The organism is Mesorhizobium huakuii (assembly GCF_030160235.1).
GTDB classification, from domain to species: domain Bacteria; phylum Pseudomonadota; class Alphaproteobacteria; order Rhizobiales; family Rhizobiaceae; genus Mesorhizobium; species Mesorhizobium huakuii.
The window spans coordinates 1-18,948 of sequence record NZ_BSNY01000043.1; the positions used below are offsets into that span (position 1 = coordinate 1).

Sequence of the window (18,948 nt, forward strand, 5' to 3'; positions counted from 1 at the left end):
TTTCGGAATCCCCCAAAACGAGCTTTATCGATTCAGCAATTTATCGACGTGTCCTTAGGTCACGGTCAGCGCGCCAGCATCCAGGCCAACCGCCTCATCACCTCGCGGTCGCGCGGCGCCGTCGTCAAGGCGCGCGTCGTCCGTCATTCCGCGCGCTCCGCTCCGCTTGGCACCCACCTCAGCTATCTGCGTCGCGAGGGTGTCAGCCGGGACGGGGAGAAGGGGCATCTGTTCGGCCCGGGCACGGAGAATGCCGATGGCGCGGATTTCGCCGCGCGCGCCCAGGACGATCGTCACCATTTCCGCTTCATCGTCTCGCCGGACGACGCTCTCGAAATGGCGGACCTCAACGCCTTCACCCGCGATCTGGTGGGGCAGATGGAGAAGGACCTCGACACGCGGCTCGACTGGGTGGCGGTCGATCACTGGAACACCGAGCATCCCCACATTCACCTGATCGTGCGTGGCGTCCGCGACGATGGCCAGGATCTGGTCATCGCGCGTGACTACATCAAGGAAGGTATGCGCGACCGGGCTCGCGATCTGGTTACCCAGGAACTGGGTCCGCGCACCGATCTCGATATCCGCCACAGGCTCGAAAGCCAGATCCAGTCCGAGCGGTGGACGCAACTCGATCGGCAGTTGCTTCGCGACAGCCGTGACAGCGGGATCATCGATCTCGCGCCATCTCGCCTAAGGCAACCGGACGAGTATCACGCTTTGAAAATCGGTCGCCTGCGCAAGCTCGAGACCCTTGGCCTTGCCCAACAGGCCGGGCCCGGCCAATGGGCAATCGACGAACGGGCCGAAGCAACACTGCGCGCGCTTGGCGAGCGCGGCGACATCATCAAGCGCATCCACCGCGCGATGAGAGCGGCTGGCATCGAGCGTGGCTTAGCCAATTATGTCCTGGCCGCGGAAAGCCTGGAGACGCCGGTAATCGGCCGGCTGGTCGATCGTGGGCTCGATGACGAACTGATCGGCACGGCCTATGCCGTTGTCGACGGCGTCGACGGACGCACCCATCACATCAAGCTTTCCGATCTGGAGGCGGCTGGCGACGGCGCACCGGGATCGATCGTCGAGCTGCGCAAATTCGATGATGCGCGCGGTCAACGCCGGGCCGCACTCGCAGTGCGCTCCGATCTTGGAGTGGATCAGCAGATTACAGCATCGGGTGCGACCTGGCTCGACCGTCAGGCAATCGCGCGCGAACCGGCCGCACTGGCCGAGTCCGGCTTCGGCGCCGAGGTTCGCGACGCCCTCGACCGGCGCGCCGAACATCTTGTCAAACAGGGGCTCGCGGAGCGGGAAGGCAGACGCGTCATCTTCACCCGAAGCCTGCTCGATACACTGCGGCGGGCGGAACTGGGGAGGCTTGGCGACAGGCTGGCGGCCGACACGGGCAAGCCCTTCCAGCGCGCCGCCAGCGGAGACTTTGTTGCCGGCGCCTATCGCCAGCGCCTGTCACTGGCCTCCGGCCGTTTCGCCATGATCGACGACGGGCTCGGCTTCCAGCTCGTCCCCTGGACGCCCTCACTCGAAAAGCATCTCGGCCAGCACGTCTCCGGTGTCGTGCGCGGCGATGGCGGCATCGACTGGAGTTGTGGCCGCAAGAAGGGGCTCGGCCTCTGAAAACCAGATGAAAGGCACACGCCATGTCCGCCACCAAAATCCTGTGGGGCCAGATCCTCACGGTCTTCCTGATCGTCCTCTTGACGACCTGGGCGGCGACCCAATGGACCGCATGGCAACTCGGTTTCCAGGCCGGGCTTGGTCCACCCTGGTTCGAGATTGCTGGGTTGCCCGTTTACTATCCGCCCGCTCTGTTCTGGTGGTGGTATTTCTACGACGCCTACGCCCCGTCTATCTTCGTGAAAGGCGGCTTGATCGCCGTGTCTGGTGGCTTCCTCTCGATCATTGTTGCCATCGGCATGTCGGTGTGGCGGGCGCGCGAAGCCAAGACTGTTCAGACCTACGGGTCGGCACGCTGGGCCGAAAGGCGAGAGGTCGAGGCAGCGGGCCTGATCGACAACGATGGTGTCGTGCTCGGGCGTTATGATCGCCATTATCTGCGCCACGATGGGCCTGAGCACGTGTTGTGCTTCGCCCCGACCCGGTCCGGCAAAGGCGTCGGCCTGGTGGTGCCTTCGCTTCTGACCTGGCCGGGCTCGGCGATCGTCCACGACATCAAGGGCGAGAATTGGCAGCTCACCGCAGGCTTTCGCGCTCTGCACGGTCGCGTGCTGCTTTTCGATCCGACCAATTCGAGATCTTCAGCCTACAATCCGCTTCTGGAAGTCCGCCGCGGCGAATGGGAGGTCCGCGACGTCCAGAACATCGCCGACATTCTCGTCGATCCGGAAGGTAGCCTGGAAAAGCGCAACCATTGGGAAAAGACCAGTCACGCGCTGCTGGTCGGCGCGATCCTCCACGTTCTGTACGCCGAGCAGGACAAGACGCTCGCCGGCGTCGCCGCCTTTCTTTCCGATCCGAAGCGCCCGATAGAATCGACGCTTGCCGCGATGATGAAGACCGCGCATCTCGGTGACGCCGGCCCGCATCCGGTCATCGCCAGTGCGGCGCGCGAGCTGCTCAACAAATCCGACAATGAACGCTCTGGCGTGCTGTCCACCGCGATGTCCTTCCTCGGTCTCTATCGCGATCCGGTTGTCGCCGGCGTGACCCGGCGCTGCGACTGGCGAATTTCCGACATTGTCGGCGGAAGGCGACCGGCAACGCTCTATCTCGTGGTGCCGCCTTCGGACATCAACCGGACCAAACCGCTCATCCGCCTCATCCTCAATCAGATCGGTCGCCGCCTCACCGAGGACCTGACTACCAAGACAACCCGCCACCGGTTGCTTCTGATGTTGGATGAGTTCCCGGCGCTGGGCCGCCTCGACTTCTTCGAGAGCGCGCTGGCTTTCATGGCCGGCTATGGCCTGAAAAGCTTTCTCATCGCGCAGTCGCTCAACCAGATCGAGAAGGCCTACGGTCCCAACAACTCGGTCCTCGATAATTGTCATGTCCGCGTCAGCTTCGCCACGAACGACGAGAGGACTGCCAAGCGGGTCTCGGACGCACTCGGCACGGCAACCGAAATGCGGGCGATGAAGAACTATGCCGGTCACCGGCTTTCGCCTTGGCTCGGGCATCTCATGGTGTCGCGGCAAGAGACGGCGCGGCAGTTGCTCACTCCTGGCGAGATCATGCAGCTTCCGCCGACCGACGAGATCGTCATGGTGGCGGGCGCGCCGCCGATCAGGGCCAAGAAGGCCCGGTATTACGAGGACGCCAGTTTCAAGGAGCGCGTGTTGCCGCCACCCGAACTGGCGCGGTCGCAAGAGGCCGTACCTGATGATTGGAGCCAGTTGCCGGTCCTGGCTCACTTGGAGGTCACGCAGGCTTCCGGAACGCTGCAGCAGGACGACGGAGATCCGACGGGATCGGAGCGCCGCCTGCAGGCCGAACTCAATCGGGCGCAGGCGGTCGAGAAAGCGGCGCCGATCGAAAACGAATTCGATATGGAACCGGACGACGATGCCGACGACGATGATGCGGTGCGCAACCGACGCCTGGCGCGCCTCATGCAGGGCGTTGCGCGGCAGGTTTCCCTAGACCCCGATGACGGCATGGAGTTGTAGGCGCCATGACGGCTCGCAAAAAGAAGGCGCAGATTTCCGTCTATCTCGATCAGAGCATCATGACGATGCTCGGCGATTATGCGGCACGGCGCGGTCAACCCCAATCCATGATTGCGGAAGCAGCACTGGCTTCCTTCCTGTCGCCGGATGCGGACGCACGCCGCGAGGCCGCTATCGCCAAACGCCTCGACCAGGTCGATCGCCGCCTGGCCAGGCAGGAGCGCGATATCGGCATTGCGGTCGAGACACTGGCGGTGTTCGTCCGCTTCTGGCTCGCGACAACGCCGGCGTTGCCCGAGCCCGCCGCCCAGGCCGCACGCGCCAAGGCGGCCGAACGTTACGAAGCCTTCGTGACGGCCTTGGGCAGGCGCCTGGCGAAGGGGCCGAAACTGCGGCAGGAGATTTCCGAAGATATCAATCCGATGGATAGCAGCGGAAACCCACCCTGACGGATTGCAGGCCAATAGTCGGCTAGCTTGGAGCCTGATGGCCATGCTCATGATAATGATGGCGATACGCGACGCCTCTGGCGGTCACGCGACGATAATGTCGTTGCACCGGTGACGACGATGATGATCAGCAGCGGCAACAGGATGGGCGAGCAAGTCCCGGCAGCCGGTTCGCCGCACACCTCGATCAGTCGATGGCATCAGCCTTGTCGTCGGCGAGGAGGGCCGCCCGCTTGCCGATAGCCGACTTGACCGCGTCGACAAGCTGTTCAGGAAAGCCGCGGGGCAGCGAGACGATCACCTCGTCGGCCTGCTTCTCCACGTTTTCAGCAATGTCATCGAAAACTCTGCGCATGACAGGGGTACCCACACCGGCAATGTCAGCGGTCTGCAGGAAGTGGCGTGGCATGATGTCAGGTACCGAATAGTGCCTGTTCTTGCCGACCGACATTGCCAGTTTGAATTTTTTGCGAGGAATCTGTCCGGTATCAAGGCTGGGCTGCGCGGTCAGCACGTCGTACAGGGGCGTCATGCGGAATCGTCCGCCTGGGCTGAGAAAAATACTGAAATTCTTGGCGTGGCCGTCGGTCGCGCCAATCAGCCAGAACAAGATGCAGGTGCGCAAGAAGGTGGCGATGTCTTGATCAGGCGTATCGCTACCCTTCAAAAGTTCGACAATCTCCCGCATCCCGGGACCGCCATCGGACTGGTACTTTCGCGTCGGCGGCACCGACAGCGCCTGACAGATATCTTCCTGCGGCAGGCGCAGGAGGCGGCCGTCGCGGGCCCACAGCCGGTCGAAGCGCTCTACGATCAGCGTGCGGCGCTCGCCGAAGTCAGCGATCTCCGCCTGGGCAGCAGGAACGCCAAACGCTTGCAGCAGCTTGAGACACAGATACTCGTTCTCGACGCTGTTGGAGAGATCGATGCCGTTCGGCAGCCGGCCGATCTGCGGCTTCAGGATATGGGTGGTCGCTGCCGTGCCGATCGGTTTAAACCAGCCTCCGTCCTTGCGCAGCAGCGCGGTCTTTTCCTGAGCGCCGGCAATCGAGATGCGAAAGTCCTCGTCCTCGCCGAGGCCTAGCGGGGCCGCAGCAAGGTTCTCGATTATTCCGGCGACGTCCTCGTTGCTGACCGGCTTGCCTTCGACACTGCCGGGAGGGCCTGGATCCATGCCATCGATCAGGAATTGCAACGCGCCGACGCAGTCATGGCCGAGCGCAGCCAGCATGCTGTAGGCATCCGTGCCGTCGGCGCCGACGCGTTCGGCAACACGCCTGCGTATGGCATCATTGTCGGGAAGCAGGTTGTCGAAGACGTTGGTCACCGGCGTGCCGATATAGCGGTCTTCCCGCAAGGGAAGCGAGAGTGAGATCGGGAAGGTGCCGCGCCAGTCCAGCCATTCGCGTGCGTATTGGAAGTCGATGGCGCCCGTCGATTCCCTGCGCAGTACGCCGACCGAACGCCCGTTCAGGAACACGTTCAGGGGGATGTGAGCCCGTCGCCGTGCCATCAGAACAGGTCCTCGATATCAGCAGAGCTGCCTTTGCTGCGCGCGCGCACGACGAGTTCAAGGTCGAGGGCGGAGAGGGCGGCCATCAAGGTGCGGAGTTGCATCGCGGGCTCGCCGGCCTCGAGGCGGGAGACCGTACCCTGGCGCAGGTGGATCTGGTTGCTGAGCGAGCCTTGCGTGAGTCCGGCGTTCTTGCGGGCGCGGCGCAGAATGGCCCCGAGTTGTTTTTCGTTGCGAGCGATCTGGTCTGTCATGATGGGTCTCCACGTCTGCAATATACGCGATCGCGTATTAACCGTCAATATACGGAGTTGCGTATAAAATGGAGATATACGCGATCACGTATATAAAGAAGATATACGCGATCGCGTATGATGCCGACGCGTCAGCTGGCAAGCGGTGGTCTTGGCGCCCCAGCTGAAACGAGCCCTGCAATCATAGGGACTAGCACCTAGTGACCCGACCCAAGAGGCCATATCGAGCCAGTATTACGCGCTCCGTTTTCGGACTCCAGGTAAACAGCCGAGAATAGAAACGAGATTGCAATTAAAAAATAGATTATTAACTTAATTCTACTCCACTTGTTCATTAAATTTTTCCACTATTATTGATCTATAGCTTCATTTCCATGGTATCATTGGTTTAGAAAAGTAACGACGGCAATCGGAGTGTCAAACAACACGCAGACTTCGACCGCTGCTCCATCGTGCGCGGTCAGGCAGCACCAGCCGGCAATCGACGCCTATGTCCCGGTAGGTGAAGGCGCTCGTGTTGAGCCGTCCCAGGAGGGATGTGCCAGCAACCGTGCCGACCCTGAATGCGACCGATTGCAATCCTGGAATGCCTGCCCCGTCCGGCCTTTCGTTCTGAGATTCTGCATCAAGGCAGACAAGTTGGCCAAGTACGTCTGGCCGCCCCGCCAGTACGCAGCCCTGCGCCACGTCAGCAAGTTCGATCTCGCTGGATACAAAGACGTTGGAGGCCGTCGCGGTGGCGCTCTGCGACAAGAAATCGATGATGCCAAGGGGCTCGGCGAACTCGAAATGCCGAAGCATCGGATGGGCCCGCAGCAGCTTGTATCGGCGCAGAGCTCGGCGGTCGCTGTCTCCCACGCGGATATAGAAAACCGGACCTGGCGGTCCCTTCGCCATGAAGGCCGCGAGGCCGTTGATCTGAGCGTCGGATTTCTCATGTATTGAGCAGCAGTCCTGCAAATCGTGCAGGCGAAGGCCCTGGATCTCGACAATCGGGATGCCGAGACTAGCGATCACCGCAATATCCTTCTTGCGGATCTCCAGGCTCTCGTCGACCAAAAGGGCGGCGCCGTCCAGACGCTGCGCCAGTGATCCGATGGCGGTCTCGATGGGGCAGTGGCTGCGAACCACGTGACAGACCGTGTAGCCTTGGCCGCTGATCGCTTCGAGGAATCCCGCTATGGCAGCCTGAGTCTTGCGGTTGAAGCGGATGCTGTCGTCGCTGCCCTGCAGCGCGATTAGGCCGATCGTGTTGGTCCGTCCAGTCCGAAGCGAGCGGCCGGCAAGCTGGGGTTGGTATTTAAGACGCTTGATTTCGTTCTCGATGATGGCGCGTGTCCGCTCGCTCACCAGGTCCCATCGTTCATTGACGACGTTGGAAACGCTCATGACGGACACGCCAGCCGCCGCCGCCACATCTTTCAGCGTCACCTGATCTCTGATCTTCCGGCCAGCCATCAAATCCCTTCCCGGGGTACTTGTAGCGTTAAATAGACTGCCCGGCGCTGCGAGGCAATCTCAGGAGGATTTTTGGCGTCGGAACCTCCCCTGAATGGTGAAGGCATTTAACGATAAATTCGAATTTTACACTGGGCGCAAAGTCCGGAACTTACGCTAAATACCTTAAATTAAACGATCTTTTTTGAAAAAGAGGCCGAAAGGGCGAGGCCGCAACAAAGCCCTTGACAGGTGTCGCCGAAAATCATTACCTTTAACGTTAAAGATAAGCGTTCAACCGCAAGAAAGGGGAATGACCATGAAAGGAAATTTCAACCTGTCCAGACGGGGATTTCTGGCTGCCGGCGCAGGAATCGCTACCATCGCGACGTTTGGAGGCACGGGAAAGCTCTCGGCGGCCGGCACCGGCAAGATCGGGTTCGCGATGGAGACGTTCACGGTCCCGAGATGGAAGAATTTGGACCGGCCGAGCTTTGAGCAGGCCGTCAAGGCCGCAGGTTTCGAGCCGATCGTCAATCAAGCGGACTTCAAGGTGGAGCAGCAGCTTGCTGATGTCGAGAACCTGCTTACCGTGGGAATAGATGCGCTCGCCATTGTCGCGGTGGTCGCCGAAGCCGGCGTCAACATGGCAAAGCGCGCCAAGCGTGCCGGTGTGCCCGTGTTGGCCTACAACACCGCGATCCCTTCGAAGGAGGTTGATGTCTACGTGGCCCGCAACAACCGCGGTGTTGGTCGCAAGGCGGCTCAGGCAGCGCTCGACGCCGGTGTGCTTAGGGGCAATTGGGTGGTGACCTCGGGCCAGGCTGGCAACACCGTGGCCGAAGAGATTACCAAAGGCTACTACGACATCATGCAGCCGCTGATCGACAAGGGCGAGTTGAAGGTGGTCAGCCACCTGTTTCACGATGGCTGGGATCCGGACGCGGCGCGTCGCCAAGCGGAAGATTCGCTGACGGCCAATCACAACGACATCGCCGGCTTCCTTTGCAACAACGACGGCATGGCGGGCGGCGTCATCGGCGCGCTCGAAAAGGTCGGGCTCGCCGGCAAGGCGTTCGTGACCGGCCAGGATGCGACCATCGAGGGCTGCCGACACATCCTGCTCGGCAACATGGCACTGTCGAGCTTCACCCTGTTCGATCAGATGGGCAAGATCTCCGGCGAGCTTTGCGCGAAGTTGGCGAAGGGCGAGGCGCTCGGTATTTCCGAAACCTACGATGCCGGAAATGGTGTGACACTGCCTTACGTTCCGGTCGAGGACCGCAATATCACCCGGGACAACATGGTCGAATACCTGAAGGCGTATAGCCCGATCTACGTCGATAGCAAGGCAATCCTCGACAGCATTCCGAAGGACAAATGGCCGGCCGGGGCGGACCAACTCTAACGGTCATCCAAGCCGGCGGACCCAGCCGCCGGTCCGAGGTCGAGCGCTCGAGAAGCCTCCCACTCGAGCGCTCGACCTGCCACTTCAGCAACGGGCTTGCGCGCCGGATGTCTTTTGCGGACACAATCCATGGTTCGCCGCCTGAATAGGAACTGGACCATGAACGCCAAAATAGCAGAAACGGCTATGTCGACCGAAAATGTCACGGCAACCGCCCCTTCCAGGCAGTCTTTCGAAGCGGAGCGAAGCAACTGGCGCATCATCATTCTGATCCTGGCGACGCTTGCCATCTGGATAGGCTTTCATGCCTGGACCGGCGTCTTCATAAGCCCACGCAATTTGTCCAATCTAGCGGTCCAGGCGGCGATAACCGCCATCATCGCTGCAGGCCTGTGCTGGCTGCTAGTGGCCCGTGAAATCGATCTGTCGGTCGGGTCGCTGCTTGCCATGTGCGGCGTGCTCTGCATGCTGCTGCTGCAGAAGGCCGGGCTTGATGCCTATCTCACAATCCTCATCGTGCTTCTGGTTGGTGTCGGTGTCGGGCTTCTCCAGGGCGGATTGCGCGTAACGCTTGGGATTCCCTCCTTCATCATCACCTTGGCCGGCTTTTCTTGGCTACGCGGCCTTGCCTACGTCCTGTCGGGCGCCGAAACGCTGTCGGGCGCCGGCGACACCTTCTATGAAATCGCCAATGGCGAAATCCCAACTACCATAAGCCTGTTCATCATCCTGGCACTCGCCGCCATCTATCTCCACGGGTGGGTGCGTGTATATACGGCGCTGCTCGGCCCCCAGAAATATGAGCGGCGCGCCGTCAATCTGGTTATCCTGGCACTGTCGCTATGCGCCGCCGCCTTGTCGGCCTGGGTGTTTGCCACTCGCAACGGCATTCCCTATCCGTTGGCCTTCCTAGCACTTTTGGTATTCGTGATGGAGTATAGCGGACGGCACACGCGCTTTGGCCGATACGTCTATGCCATCGGTGGAAACCCGACCTCGGCGAAGCGCGCAGGTATCAACGTCAACCGCATGGTCCTGGCACTGTTCGGGCTGATGGGCGCACTGACCGCAGTCGCAGCAATCATACAGACATCCAGGCTCGACGCTGGACCCCCGAACGTTGGGCTATTCGTCAATTTAAGCGCTCTCAGCGCGGCAATTATCGGCGGCACCTCCCTCTTTGGCGGGGAAGGCAGGGTTCTTGGCACCGTGATCGGGGCGCTACTCATGGCGAGTATCAACAATGGGCTCAGCCTCGCGGGGGTCGACACCTTCTATCAGATGATCATCACCGGCGGTCTGCTCATCGTTGCTGTGTCGGCCGATCACGCGGCCCAGAGGAGGCCTAGATGAGCACTTCAGTAACGTCGGCGTCGGCAGTTTCAGTGCGCGATCTGCGCAAGAACTATGGCGCCGTGGAGGCCACGCGGGGCGTCAGCTTCGAGATATTCCCCGGCGAGATCGTTGGACTTGTCGGCGACAATGGCGCAGGAAAGTCGACACTGACGAAGATGATCGCGGGCGATGTACCACCGACCTCTGGCGAGATCCGGATCGGCGGCACTTCGGTTCAGAGTTCCTCGACCACCTGGGCGCGCGACCACGGCGTGGAAATGGTCTATCAGGACCTGGCGCTGTGCGACAATCTCGATATCTGCGCCAACATCTTCCTCGGACGCGAGATAACCCGTCGTAGCGTGCTGGGTTACGCTCGGCTGAGCCACGACGTCATGATGGCGAAGGCGCAGCAGCTTCTCACCATGCTTGAAGTCAAGCTGCCGAACCTGCGCGAGCCAGTGACGGCCCTGTCCGGTGGTCAGCGCCAGATGGTCGCCATTGCCCGTTCGGTCGCCTATGAGCCGAAGCTTGTCATCATGGATGAACCAACCGCCGCGTTGTCGGTTTCGGCCGGCCAGCCGGTACTCGAGCTAATTCGGCGCCTGCCGCAACGCAACGTCGCTATCCTCTTGATCAGCCACCGGCTCAGCGACGTGCTCACCACCGCCGATCGTATCCTGGTGCTAAGGCGCGGCAAGATCGTCGCTGCGGTCCGGGCATCGGAGATAGACGAGGGCGAACTGCTTCACCTCATGGCCGGCATAAACGTGCCGAACGAAGATTGATGCCACCCGTGCGGGCTTGTTTGCGCCCCACACCGGCAGGAAAGGAACGACATGTCTTACATACTGGGTATCGACGTCGGCGGCACCTTCACCGACTTCGTAGCCTATAATGAGCAGAGCCGCGAAGTGACCGTCTGGAAGGATTTTTCGACGCCAGGCGATCCGTCCGACGGCATACTCAACGGCCTGAAGCAGTTTCCGCGCCGCAACGAGATCTCCGGCATCCGCTTGGGGACCACCATCGCAACCAACGCGATCCTGGAACGCAATGGCGCCAACGTCGCCTTCGTGACCACCCAGGGCTTTCGAGACGTCCCCTTCATCCAGCGCGGCAATCGCCGCTTCCATTTCAATTCACGCTGGGTGAAGCCGGAGCCATTGCTCCAGCGCGCCAACAGTTTCGAGGTCATCGAACGCGTGGACTGCGAGGGCAACATCATCCTTCCCCTGGACATGGATAGCCTGCGTCGCGTCGCCGACCGCATCGCCGAACGTGGCGATATCAAAGCGATCTCGGTTTGCCTCTTGTTTTCCTATATCAATCCCCAGAACGAGATCACGGCGCGCGACTATCTCGCGTCTCGCTTTCCGGACCTGCCGATCTCGATCTCCTACGATGTCCTACCAAAATGGAAGGAATATGAGCGGGCCTCGACAACAATAGCAGACGCCTATGTGAAGCCGATCGTCACCGATCAACTCGGCGAGCTCGAGAGCCGGATCGCCGAGGCAGTCGGGGCGGCCCGCGTGGTGGTGACCAAATCGAATGGCGGGCAGACAACCGTCGCAGGAGCCTGCGAGGCGCCGGTCCAGATGACCTTGTCGGGCCCGACAGGTGGCGTGGTGGCGGCGCAGTTCATAGGCAGCGTGACCGGCGAAAAGAACTTCGTCACCATCGACATGGGCGGCACGTCGACCGACTGCTCGCTGATTGTGAACGGCACCGCATCGCTCACAACCGATTTTGAAGTGGAATGGGGCATTCCAATCCAGGTGCCGATGCTGGACGTGCGTACAATTGGCGCCGGCGGAGGCTCGATCGCCTGGATCGACAAGGGCGGGCTGCTCCGCGTCGGTCCGCAGAGCGCCCGGTCGCGCCCCGGTCCCATTTGCTATGGTCGCGGAGGGACCGAGCCGACAGTGACGGACGCAAACTTGGTGCTGGGCCGCATCAATCCCGACAATTTCCTTGGTGGCACGGTGGCGCTCGACGCCGATGGCGCGCGCGCCGGCGTCAAGCGTTTGGCCGAGCGCCTCAGCCTCAGTGTCGATGACGCCGCCCTAGCGGTGATCAAGATCGTCAACAACAATATGGTTGGCGCAGTCCGCAGTGTGCTGATTGAAAAGGGTGAGTCACCTGACAAGTTCTCGCTGATGTTCTTCGGCGGGGCCGGGCCAGTGCATGCCTGCGATCTGCTGAAAGACCTTTCGATGTCACGGGCTATCATACCGGTCCATCCCGGTCAGTTCTCGGCGTTCGGATTCACCGCGACCGACGCCCGTGTCGACCGCCAGCGGACGGTGCAGATGACCTCGAATCGCATGGACCACGGTCGCGCCACGCAGCATCTCAAGGAACTTGAGGCCGACTGCCTGGCGCAACTCCACGCCCAAGGGTTCGCGGGCGATATCAGCGTCGAGCGCCGCGTCGAACTGCGCTATCACGGCCAGAACTACGAGCTCTCGTTGCCGCTCCGCTTCACCATATTCAACGACGCCACTGCGAAGGAACTGTGGGCCGGCTTCGACAAGGCGCACGAAGAGCGCTTCGGCTTCAACATTCCTGGTGAGTTCATCGAGATCGTGAACTTCAACGTAACGGCAGTCAAACGGCTTTCAAAACCGCAGGTGCCAAAGCTGGCCAGGACAAGCTTTGCACCGAAGCCGATTTCAATGCGGTCCGTTGGTTATGACGAAGGACGCCACGACACGCCGGTATATCGGCGCGAGGAACTGATGGCCGGCGACACGATCCAAGGCCCCGCGGTCATCGAAGAGGCTGTGTCCCTGGTCGTGTTGCATCCCGACCAGGAACTGCTCGTAGACGACTACGGCAACCTCCACGTTTCGGAAAGGCAAGCGCGATGAAGTTCTCAGACAACGGCTATTACCTCGAAGAGTACACGAAGTGCGACAACTGCGGGATTCTGCTCTACCGGTCGCCGATCCGCATCACCACAGACGGCGCCAACAAGCGCTACTGCTCCGACTGGTGCGTTGATTGGGACATGAAGCGCGAATCCGAGATCGCAAACCAGAAGCGTGGCGCAGATAGCGTCGAGCCGAAACGGCAACGCGTGGCAACGGGAAAATGACGATGCAGGGCAGACACGCCAAGAATATGGTCCAGATGAGCATTCTGGACGGCCGCCTGGTCCAGATTGCGAAGGAGATGGGCATCACTTTGATGATGACGTCTTATTCGACCATCTTCAACGAGGGCCTGGACTTCACCTGCGGCTTGGCCGACGCCAAGGGCAACCTGATCGGGACCGGTGACTTTCAACCGTCAATGATCGGCGGCTTGCCGCTGGTTATCCAAACGATCACCCAGGAGATCCCTGTCGAGACTCTTGAGGAGGGCGACGTGATCGTTCACAACGATCCGTATCGCGGTGGCATGCATACGCCCGAACACACTTTCATTCAGCCGGTGTTCGTCGACAAGACATTCGTCGGCTACTCGGTGGCGATCGGGCATGTTGCGGAGGTCGGCGGCATGGTGCCGGGGGCCTTCGCCGGCGAGGCGACCGAAATCTTCCACGAAGGCCTGCGCGTTCCTCCGGTGAAGATACGGCGTCGCGGCAAGGACGTGGAAGACATCTGGCGCCTTATGCTGGCCAACTACCGCACGCCCAGGCAGAACTTCGGCGATTTCCGCGCAATGATCAGCGCAGTCCAGCTCGGCGAGCAGCGCATGCGGGCGCTGGTCACCGAATTCGGTCTCGACCGCTTCACGCAGCTGACCGATAGCCTGCTCGACTATTCGGAGGCGCGCATGCGGGCCGAGCTCAAGGAATTTCCGAACGGCTGCTACAGTTTCGAGGATTATATGGAGGACGATGGCATCGAGAAGCGACGCTACAAGATCGCAGTCGACGTCTTTGTCCAAGACGACGAGATCGTTGTGGACTTCCGCCGCTCGGACAAGCAGGCTAAGGGTCCGATCAACGGCGTTCTTTCCGTTGCGCTCTCGGCCTCATACAACGCTATACTTCACCTGACCGACCCAAGTATCCCGAAGAATTCAGGCTGCTTCCGCCCGATTCGGGTAGTCGCTCCGCCCGGTCTGGTGGTCAACGCCAACTATCCAGCGCCTGAAGTCGGCGGCAACACCGAAACCCATATCCGCATCTGCTACACGGTCATCGGCGCATTGGCGGCGGCCGTGCCGGAACGAGCCTTCGCGACCGATGGCGGCACCCACTCGAACTTCCTGTTCGGCGGCTACAATGCGCGGACCGAGGAGTACGTCGTCTGCTACGATCTTTCCACCCCCGGCTGGGGCGGGCGCAGCCATGCCGATGGCAACAGCGCCTGCAACGCTATTAACGGCAATTCGCGGCTGAACCCTGTCGAGGTGTTCGAGACGCGTTTTCCATGGCGCATTGATGCTCATGAATTCGTCTCCGATACCGGCGGGCCTGGCGAATATCGCGGCGGCCTGGCACTGCGTAAAAAGATGACTTGCCTCGCCGAGGAACTCACGCTCTCCTTCATGTCGGATCGACAGGAACTGGCGCCGTGGGGGCTCTTCAAGGGCCAGGCCGGCGGCTGCGGCAGCCTACATATCAAGCGGTCCGGGTCTCAGGACTGGAAGGATTTCCATCAGGATAGCGGCAAGGTCTCGGCCTCGAAATTCTCGAACGCCAAGGTCTATCAAGGCGACCAGGTAATCGTCGTGGCGCCAGGCGGTGGAGGTTATGGCGACTCGCGCAAGCGCGATCCCGAGGCCATCCGAAAGGATCTTGCCGCAGGTTGGATCACTGAGACCGGCGCGGCCACCTATCGCTAGGATCGGACAAAGGCAGGCACTATCCATGAACGGTCAGGCAGTTGCGACGCGGCCAGCGGGGCACAAATATCTCGTCGTCGGCGCGTCCCGCGGAATCGGTCTCGGGCTGGTCAAAGTGCTGACGGCGCAGGGTCGGCAGGTGGTGGCAACCAGCAGGGATGGTGGCGCCCACGCGCCAGCGGCGCATTGGCTGGGGCTTGACATCACAGACAGCGCTTCCCGCGAGCGCCTTGTCGATACGCCGCTTCTTGAAGGCACAACCCATATCGTCATCGCGGCAGGGATCATGCCCAAGGATATCGATGAGACTCTCGACCCGGCAGTCGTGGCCGCGATTTTTGACACTAACAGCGTGGCGCCAGCCGTGCTGGCTGACATGTTGGCGCGGCGGCTCGGTCCATCCCTGAGCCACATCATGCTCCTTGGTTCGCGTATGGGCTCGGTCCGACTTAATACAAAGGGGGACGACTGGATCTATCGCGCCAGCAAGGCGGCACTGAATTCGGCCGCCAAGAGCTTCTACGATCGATGCGGCCGAGGGACTTTCGCCGTCACGGTCGCCCATCCAGGCTGGGTGCGCACCGACATGGGGGGCACGGAAGCCGACATCGATGTATCGACCTCTGTTCGCGGCCTGGTGGCGTTGCTCGAGGACGGGTCGGGCGCGAGCGCCTTTCGTTATTGCGACTACAGGGGGAAGTCACTGCCCTACTGAACGTCAATCGAGTACGAAAGCCACCTCGATCGGCGCACTCATGGCGCGAAAGGCTTCAAGCCGTTCCGCAGCCTTGCGGCTTGAGGTGAGCAGATGCCGGGTGAGACGGTCGCGTGCCAGCAGAAAGTCCTGCGCTTCGATCGCGTCAACGATCCCGAGATGCTCGTCGATAAAGGCATCAATCGACTCCGGACCGCGGACCGCGCGTTGAATGTGCTTGCCCGCGACCAATACGCAACGGGTCCGCTTCAAGGCCTCAAGCAATTCACCATTCGTGCCGTGACGCAAGGTATCGACATGAAGAACCTCCGATGGCGCTTGGCCTTCAAAGTCGGTCAGTTCGCGCCCAAATCGACGGTGCCCTTGCGAATAATCACGTTGCCGTAGAACAAGGTTTCGCCAGTGGCTATGACGGCGAATGCCTGCTTGGCGCGCTCGTAAAATGCGAAACGCTCAATCCGAGCAAGCTTTGTTGGCCGACCGGGCAAGGCATCGAGCACCGCCTGTATTGCGATATGTGCCGGTACGATTTTGTCCGGATCGCCGATGACTTCCATGCCCATCACCGGATCCGGCTCGGAATCGTCCACCGGCATCACCGATAGCACTGCCTTCAACATGCGCGGCAAATCGCTCGCTTCCATGCGGACCAGACGCTTCGACACCGTTTGTGCGGGGAAGCTCCCATCGGCGATAACAATTTCGTCGCCATGGCCCATGGCACGCAACGCGTGGAGAATGTCGGCATTCAGGATAGGGTCGATCCCAATCAGCATGATGGAGTATCCTTCAGGTCAGATCGTGGAGATCGGTGGTGATGGCCGGACCGATCGAGAATTCTGAAAAGCGGACACTCAGTCCGCTGCGCTCCGGCGTACAGGCTGTCGGACCGACCGCGTAGGAGGCCGCGGACGGGAAGGGCGCGAGGCGCAACAGCGGCCAGAATTTACCGTCCCGCGAGGCTTGAATGCGCAGGGCGCCTTTGGCAAGCGTCACCCGGATGTAAAAGTCCTCCAGTTCCTTGAAGGGCTTCGAGACCGACCAGTCGGATTTGCCGTCCGTTATGACTGTGCTGAGGAAGAGTTCGCCATCGGTGAACTCCACGCCGGTCTTGACCCAGCGCTTGTCATCGATGCGAACCATGAGCCCCGCCTGATCATACAGGGTCCGAAACTCGCCCTGGATGCGAATCACGGCGGTGAAACCGTCGGTTGCCGGAACGCCGAGAAAATGGCCGCTGTCCCGAGTAAAGTCGTAGTAGGTTTCTCGCCAGAAATCGGTCTTGGCATCCGTCGTCATGGTGAGGCTGGCATCCTCCGCCAACCAGTTTGCCGGCTGGTTGAGCCATACGCCGTCTTTCAGGTTGATTTTCATTTCGTTTCCTCTGGTGAGAATGATGGTCGTGACTCCGCCACCGACCGCAGGCGATAGGCATCAATCGCGTTGAGATGGAAAAATCGGTCGGCCAATGCGGGATTGGCATCGGCCAACCGGCCTGCGATTTCTCTCACGTCCTTGTAGCCAGCAGCCAATGTGCAAACTGGCCAATCAGAGCCGAACATTATGCGCTCGGGCCCGAAAGCATCCAATGCCACCTGCATGCAATGATCGAAATCTTCGGTCCGCCATGATCCCCATTCCGCTTCGGTCACGAGGCCGGAAATCTTGCACCAGACATTTCCATGCGCTGCGAGCTTTTCGAGGCCGGATTGCCAGGAGGTGATAGCCCCTGATGCGATCGGAGGCTTGGCCATATGATCCAGCACGAACCGGCCGCTTGGAAATTGTCGCACCAGATCGATGGCGGCAGGAACCTCCCGGGTTCGCACAAGCAGGTCGAAGGTCAACCCCGCCTCGAAAACGGCCGACACGCCAGCACGGACCGCTGGCCGTCGCAGCCAATCGGCATCCGGCTCGTCGTGAACATTGTGGCGGATGCCGACAAGTCGTTCCCCGCCCGGGAGAGTGCGCAGCTTTGCGATCTGGCGCGAGCAGTCGTTCGCTTGAAGATCGACCCAGCCGACGACACCCGCGACGAAGGCATGATCTTTGGCAATGGCAAGAAAGTCGCGGGTCTCCTCCCGATCATGACGGCATTGCACCAGGATGGTTGAATCGATGTGGGCTTCCGCCATCAGCGGCAGCAGGTCGCCGGGGCCGAAATCACGCCGTAGTGGGCGCATGGCGTCGCCGACCATCCATGGGTAGCTGCCTGTCGCCAGGTTCCAGAAATGTTGGTGAGCGTCGATCACGCGCGCTTGCATGCGGTTCAGACAGTGGGGGCTTGGGGTGAGATCAGTCCCGAGGATCGCAGATCGTCCCACATGGCCGCCGGGATGGGGTGCCGGAACAGCGCATCGTTTTCGATGATCTCCTCGCGGCTTCTGGCCCCGGTCAGGACGCTTGCGACCGCAGGATGAAACATCGGAAACTGAATGGCGGCGGCCTTCAGCGGCACGCCATGACGCAAGCAGACCCTTTCGAGTTGCAGAGCGCGGTCGATCAGCCCCTTGTCGGCCTCCTGGTAGTTGAATTTCGCGCCAGCTCCGGGATTTGCGAGAAGGCCGCTGTTGTACACGCCGCCAATGATGATCGAGATCTGCTTTTCCACGCAAAGTGGCAGGAGTTCGTCAAGCGCACCCTGTTCGAGGAGCGTGTAGCGGCCGGCAAGAAGGAAGCAATCGAAGACGCCGTGGCGCGCGAACTTCACCAGCATTTCGCTCTGGTTCATGCCCGCACCGACTGCGCCGATCTGGCCTTCCGAGCGCAGCTTGTCCAATGCCTTGTAGGCCCCGTCCATCGCCTGCGCATAATGTGCGTCAGGATCGTGGATGTGCAGCACATCTATGCGGTCGAGGCCGAGGCGCCGCAGGCTTTCCTCGACCGAAGTCATGACCCCGTCATAGCTGAAATCGAAGACCGGGCGCTCGGGGGGCGTACCCTTGTAGTAGTCGTCCTCGCCCTGCGGTTCTTGGGGAAGCCGCAGCAGCCTGCCAACCTTGGTGCATAGAATATAGCTGTCGCGCGGTTTGGTTTTCAGGAAGGAACCCAGGCGTTGTTCGGCCATGCCGTTACCGTATTGGGGGGCCGTGTCGAAGAATCGTATGCCGAGATCCCAGGCAGCTTCCATTGTTTCAAATGCGGCGGCATCGCTTGTCGCGGAGTACAGCCCGCCGATCGCCGTCGTCCCCAGACCCAGGGCTGTGGCCTTGAGCGAGGTGCGGCCCAGCGGCCTCAGTCCAGATGTTTCTTGCATAAAAGATTCGTCCCAAACGCGCCCCAAAAGGTCCGCTTGGAAGCTAATTCCCACCCTATTTCTCTAATGTCAATAAATTTCTCCAAGGAAAATTATCTTGCAAGTGAGCAATTTTTTTGTCACCTTCTTCA

The 18,948-nt window shown here is 60.8% G+C and carries 18 protein-coding genes; 10 read left to right on the plus strand and 8 right to left on the minus strand.

All coding sequences use genetic code 11. The annotated features are described in order from the left end of the window. Positions 1-48: 48 nt before the first annotated feature. From QQK95_RS21425 to QQK95_RS21435, 3 genes are read left to right on the plus strand one after another with little or no spacing between them, the layout of a single operon-like run. Complete coding sequence (locus QQK95_RS21425) at positions 49-1,635, plus strand: relaxase/mobilization nuclease domain-containing protein (RefSeq protein WP_284276431.1); 1,587 nt, start codon at positions 49-51, stop codon at positions 1,633-1,635. Between the two features lie 23 nt (positions 1,636-1,658). After that, entirely contained in the window at positions 1,659-3,647 is a 1,989-nt protein-coding gene (locus QQK95_RS21430) for a conjugal transfer protein TraG (protein WP_284276433.1), read from the plus strand. Between the two features lie 5 nt (positions 3,648-3,652). Continuing rightward, the gene (locus tag QQK95_RS21435; RefSeq protein WP_064982442.1) at positions 3,653-4,096 is read left to right on the plus strand and encodes a CopG family transcriptional regulator; all 444 of its coding nucleotides are present in this window, start codon (positions 3,653-3,655) and stop codon (positions 4,094-4,096) included. Positions 4,097-4,283: 187 nt separating this feature from the next. Here the strand turns inward: QQK95_RS21435 and QQK95_RS21440 are convergent, their stop codons facing one another. The 3 genes from QQK95_RS21440 to QQK95_RS21450 form a co-directional block, all read right to left on the minus strand. Next, positions 4,284-5,609 carry a type II toxin-antitoxin system HipA family toxin gene (locus tag QQK95_RS21440; protein ID WP_284276437.1) on the minus strand — a complete coding sequence of 442 codons (1,326 nt, stop codon included), beginning with the start codon at positions 5,607-5,609 and terminating at the stop codon, positions 4,284-4,286. Further along, positions 5,609-5,863: a helix-turn-helix domain-containing protein gene (locus tag QQK95_RS21445; RefSeq protein ID WP_284276439.1), complete on the minus strand. Its 255-nt coding sequence runs from the start codon at positions 5,861-5,863 to the stop codon at positions 5,609-5,611. Before QQK95_RS21445 ends, QQK95_RS21440 begins: the two co-directional genes overlap by 1 nt. Before the next feature lie 417 nt (positions 5,864-6,280). Further along, the gene (locus QQK95_RS21450; protein ID WP_284276441.1) at positions 6,281-7,321 is read right to left on the minus strand and encodes a LacI family DNA-binding transcriptional regulator; all 1,041 of its coding nucleotides are present in this window, start codon (positions 7,319-7,321) and stop codon (positions 6,281-6,283) included. 292 nt (positions 7,322-7,613) lie between these two features. Here QQK95_RS21450 and QQK95_RS21455 point away from each other — a divergent pair, with 292 nt between their 5' ends. From QQK95_RS21455 to QQK95_RS21485, 7 genes are all read left to right on the plus strand, one after another. Continuing rightward, positions 7,614-8,708 (plus strand): sugar ABC transporter substrate-binding protein, encoded by a 1,095-nt coding sequence (locus QQK95_RS21455; RefSeq protein WP_284276443.1) that lies wholly within the window; start codon positions 7,614-7,616, stop codon positions 8,706-8,708. A 159-nt stretch (positions 8,709-8,867) separates the two neighbouring features. After that, a complete protein-coding gene (locus QQK95_RS21460) occupies positions 8,868-10,061 on the plus strand; it encodes a sugar ABC transporter permease (protein WP_284276445.1) in 1,194 nt (397 codons plus the stop codon). Further along, positions 10,058-10,831: an ATP-binding cassette domain-containing protein gene (locus tag QQK95_RS21465; protein WP_284276447.1), complete on the plus strand. Its 774-nt coding sequence runs from the start codon at positions 10,058-10,060 to the stop codon at positions 10,829-10,831. Before QQK95_RS21460 ends, QQK95_RS21465 begins: the two co-directional genes overlap by 4 nt. 51 nt (positions 10,832-10,882) lie before the next feature. Continuing rightward, entirely contained in the window at positions 10,883-12,919 is a 2,037-nt protein-coding gene (locus QQK95_RS21470; RefSeq protein ID WP_284276448.1) for a hydantoinase/oxoprolinase family protein, read from the plus strand. Then, a complete protein-coding gene (locus QQK95_RS21475; RefSeq protein WP_284276450.1) occupies positions 12,916-13,146 on the plus strand; it encodes a hypothetical protein in 231 nt (76 codons plus the stop codon). The genes QQK95_RS21470 and QQK95_RS21475 overlap by 4 nt, the downstream gene beginning before the upstream one ends. Positions 13,147-13,181: 35 nt before the next feature. Further along, entirely contained in the window at positions 13,182-14,846 is a 1,665-nt protein-coding gene (locus tag QQK95_RS21480) for a hydantoinase B/oxoprolinase family protein (RefSeq protein WP_284276452.1), read from the plus strand. Positions 14,847-14,871: 25 nt separating this feature from the next. Beyond that, a complete protein-coding gene (locus tag QQK95_RS21485; RefSeq protein ID WP_284276454.1) occupies positions 14,872-15,561 on the plus strand; it encodes an SDR family NAD(P)-dependent oxidoreductase in 690 nt (229 codons plus the stop codon). Between the two features lie 3 nt (positions 15,562-15,564). Here QQK95_RS21485 and QQK95_RS21490 read toward each other — a convergent pair whose 3' ends face one another. The 5 genes from QQK95_RS21490 to QQK95_RS21510 are packed head-to-tail and all read right to left on the minus strand — an operon-like array spanning position 15,565 to position 18,817. Beyond that, a complete protein-coding gene (locus QQK95_RS21490) occupies positions 15,565-15,849 on the minus strand; it encodes an FCD domain-containing protein (RefSeq protein ID WP_284276456.1) in 285 nt (94 codons plus the stop codon). A gap of 47 nt (positions 15,850-15,896) precedes the next feature. Beyond that, on the minus strand, positions 15,897-16,337 hold the full coding sequence (locus QQK95_RS21495; RefSeq protein ID WP_284276457.1) for an RbsD/FucU family protein: 441 nt from the start codon (positions 16,335-16,337) through the stop codon (positions 15,897-15,899). 13 nt (positions 16,338-16,350) lie between these two features. After that, positions 16,351-16,935 (minus strand): DUF1349 domain-containing protein, encoded by a 585-nt coding sequence (locus QQK95_RS21500; RefSeq protein ID WP_284276459.1) that lies wholly within the window; start codon positions 16,933-16,935, stop codon positions 16,351-16,353. Next, complete coding sequence (locus QQK95_RS21505) at positions 16,932-17,813, minus strand: amidohydrolase family protein (RefSeq protein ID WP_284276461.1); 882 nt, start codon at positions 17,811-17,813, stop codon at positions 16,932-16,934. The genes QQK95_RS21500 and QQK95_RS21505 overlap by 4 nt, the downstream gene beginning before the upstream one ends. Positions 17,814-17,830: 17 nt before the next feature. Next, the gene (locus QQK95_RS21510) at positions 17,831-18,817 is read right to left on the minus strand and encodes an aldo/keto reductase (protein ID WP_284276527.1); all 987 of its coding nucleotides are present in this window, start codon (positions 18,815-18,817) and stop codon (positions 17,831-17,833) included. Between the last annotated feature and the right edge of the window lie 131 nt (positions 18,818-18,948).